Origin of the sequence: Actinocrinis sp., from assembly GCF_035605935.1 — a bacterium.
In the GTDB taxonomy this organism is placed as follows: domain Bacteria; phylum Actinomycetota; class Actinomycetes; order Streptomycetales; family Catenulisporaceae; genus Actinocrinis.
The window spans coordinates 1-3,570 of sequence record NZ_DATNGK010000262.1; the positions used below are offsets into that span (position 1 = coordinate 1).

General features: G+C 67.9%; 1 protein-coding gene and 2 pseudogenes. All 3 read right to left on the minus strand.

What is annotated here, in order from left to right:
* On the minus strand, nt 1-2,085 hold a 2,085-nt coding region (locus VN779_RS20720), incomplete at its 3' end, for a LuxR C-terminal-related transcriptional regulator (protein ID WP_325725878.1).
* 186 nt (nt 2,086-2,271) lie between these two features.
* A pseudogene (locus VN779_RS20725) lies at nt 2,272-2,685 on the minus strand (ATP-binding protein); the annotation flags it as partial.
* 80 nt (nt 2,686-2,765) lie between these two features.
* Nucleotides 2,766-3,570, minus strand: a pseudogene (locus VN779_RS20730) (amino acid permease); the annotation flags it as partial.

Below are 3,570 nucleotides of genomic sequence, written 5' to 3' on the forward strand. Positions count from 1 at the left end.
GATACCCAGCTTCGTGAAAACCTTCCGTAGGTGGTAAGCAACGGTGGCCGGGCTAATGAACAATTGGGCGGCGATCTCCGAATTCGACGCACCGCCACTGGCCAGGCGCGCGACCATCCCCTCTTGAGCGGACAGAAGTTCGCCAGTGTCGACTGTGCGTTTGTGCGCGTAGCCACCCGTCGCCCGCAGTTCCGTCCGCGCTCGTTCGGCGAAGGCATCCGCGCCGATTGAGTCGAAGATCTCGTATGCACGGCCGAGCTGATCGCGGCCGTCACGGCGACGGCGTTGGCGGCGCAGCCACTCGCCGTATACCAGAAGAGAACGCCCCAACTCCACGCGCAGCGGAGTACGAGCGAATAGATCGATACTCCGCCGGTAAAGGCCTTCGGCAAGATAATCGTCGCTAAGCAGCGCTCGGGAACGAGCCTCGACGCCAAGGGCCCAGTCCGTTGCGCTGGCGCGGGTCCGCTCCGACAAGCGCTGCAGCGCATCGTTGGCGGTCTCCGGAATATGGCTCCGAGCGGCCGCCTCGATGAGTTCGGCCAATGCCCAAGTGGAGAACCACTGCACATGCGAGTCCTCGCTCGCCTGCCGCGCCGCGGCCAGCGCCTCGCCATACCGGCCGAGGCTGTTGCACAGTACTGCTCTGGCCCAAAGGGCGAAGGTGAGACCTTCGCCTTCGCCGCGGCCCTCCACGTCCTTCGTCGCGACCTCGATCAGCTCCAGCGCCTCGGCCTCCCGACCGCGCAACACAGCTAGGGTCACAGCTCCGTAGGGCGCGATGGTGCTCGCGGTCTCCTGCGCTACCGACTGAACCTCAACGACGAGTGCGGCAGCTGTAGCGAAGTCTCCGGCGAATAGGTGCAGTCCAGCGCGGGTGCTGTAGGCGATCACCAGGCCGATAAGCGAGCCGGCGTCGCGGGAGTAGGTCGCCTGGCGGGCGGACAATACGTCCCAGCTCTCGTAGTCCCACACGAGCCCAGCGGCGTGGCACGCCAGCCACAGCCAACGGATGCCCTCTCCGATGGAAAGATCCGTGCCACGGAAGACGTCAATAGCGTGCCTGAGTATCGGCGCCCCGACCAGGTGGCCGTCCGTGATCAACGCGGCGAGCCCGTCGAGCAACAAATCGGGCGCTCGTGCCGGTTGCGGCGGAAGAGGGGTCGCGCGGGCAGCTTCAGCTACGTCCAACACGCTGCCACCAGCCGAGGCCAGGCGTCCGGCGAATATCGCCGCGGAGAGCGCATCCAGATACGTATCACGCGCCATCCGGGGATCGAGCGGCGCGAGGCGCTGGGCTGCTTTCAGCAACAGTGGCGGTGCGGCGCTCCCCCGGCTGGACGAGAACGCTATCTGGCCGCGCAACCGATCCACCTGCGCGCGTTGGAAATCATCGATCGGTCCTGACTCGGCGGTTGCGAGCAACCGCAGCGCGGCATCGAAGCCACCGGCCTGATACTTACTGTTCGCGGCCTCGAGTGCCCGCCGGGCGCGGTTCCCCGCGTCGACGGTCAGCGCCGCCGACCGCTCCAGGAATACCGCCGCCGCCGCACACCCGCCGCGTGCCTGGGCCCGGTCCGCCGACCGCTCCAGCTCGACGGCGACGTCCTCATCGGGTGTGATCGTCGCCTGGGCCCGGTGCCAGACGCGTCGATCAGGGTCGGATTGTGGGTCGGTGGCGTCGGCGAGTGCCCGGTGCACGACCCGCCGTTGTTCGGGCGAGGCGGCCCGGTAGACCGCCGAGCGCACCAGCGGATGTCGAAAGTTGACCCGCTCACCGATCGCCAGCAATCCGGCGGTCTCTGCCGGCTCGGCCGCGTCCGGAGCGAGCCCAAGCCGCTCGGCGGCACGCCACAGCAGCGTCGGTGCGCCGGTCGGCTCGGCTGCAGCGATCAGCAGCAACCGTTGGGTGCCGGGTGGGAGTTCCTCAATTCGCTGCCGGAAGCCACGCTCGATACGGCCCGACAGCCCCGGCGTGTCCGGCACACCGAATCCGCCGGCAAGTTCGGCGGGGGTCAGGGCCCGCGGCAGCTCGAGTAACGCCAGCGGGTTGCCGCGCGTCTCCGCGACGATCCGCTCTCTCACCTGGGAGTCCAGCGGGCCCCTGATCACTGAAGCGAGGAGCTCGCGGGCATCACCATCGCGGAGCCCCCTGACATCGATCTCAGGCAGCCTCGCGAATTCGTCGATCGGCCCACGCGTTCCCACCAAGACGACAACGGGTTCCGCCAGCAACCGGCGGGCTACAAACCCGATCGCAGCCGCAGACGCGTGGTCCAGCCATTGCGCATCGTCGATGACGCAAAGAAGTGGCCGCTCCTCAGCGACCTCAGACATCAGGCTCAGCGCGGCGAGGCCTACCAGGAGGCGATCCGGCGAATCTCCGGCCCGGAGTCCGAATGCGACGCCGAGGGCATCGCGCTGGGGGCCTGGCAAATGATCCACATGATCGAGCATCGGCGCACAGACCTGCTGCAGCGCGGCGTAAGCAAGCTCCATCTCAGACTCGACGCCGACCGCCCGCACCACTTGAAACCCAGATGCCGACTCAATCGCATAGTCCAACAGCGCGGTCTTGCCGATCCCGGCCTCGCCACGCACGACAAGCGTGCTGCTCTGCCGGGCGCGTGCCGCGCTGAGCAGCTGATCCAGCGCTGCGCGTTCCGCGAGACGATCCAGCATCATCACAGCCCCCACGGGACACCTGCCGGCGGGGATCGGGAACCACGCTACAAGCCGAGCAACTCATGTCGCTAGCTTGCGGGCTAGACCACTGACGGGTGGCAGTTGTGCAACTGGGCCCCGATTGCCATGGCTTGCCTGGTTGCTAGGGGCGGCGGGACGCCCGCTGGATTGACGTCGCGGCCGCCGTGCGGAGACCGTTTCCCGGTGAGCGCCGCCACGGCTATCACAGCGGCCACGACAACAAGTGCGGGTCCGCTGAATCCGAGGATGACGACCGTCACGGCGCACGCCGCACCGCCGGCCACGCGGACCGGGCCGCACAGAATGCGCGTGGCCGATGCCGTGCAGAAGAGGTAGACGGTGAGGAAGAAGGCGGTCGGTACCGCGACCAGCTGCGTGAGCGAAACCCAGCCTGCGCCGATCGCAGCGAGGATGGCCATCCCGGACACGGCGACTGCGAGCTGAAGGATCTTCGGCCGGCTGTTGGGCAGCAGCTGTTCGGCGAGCGCGGTCGCGCCGGTCAGGTAGGCGTTGACGGCCGTAAGGACCAGCGCGACCGCGACCACTGCAGCGACCACCGCGCCGGCCGGTCCGATCGCGACCCGTAGCAGATCAGCCAGCGGGGCAGCACCGTCGGCGGCGGGTCCAAGGACGCCAATTGTCATGACGGCCAACGCGACATACACGGCCGACGTGACGACGAAAGCGATGAGTATTACGCGCGGGAGCTGGCGGTCCGGATCGCGGAGTCTGCTGGTCATGGGTGCGATCGCTTCCCAACCGACAAAGGACAGCATCAGCACCGTCGCCGCTGGCCCGACCGACGCGGGTCCATGGGGCGCGAACGGCGTCCAGTTGTGCAGCCGCAGGTGGCTGGCTCCGCCA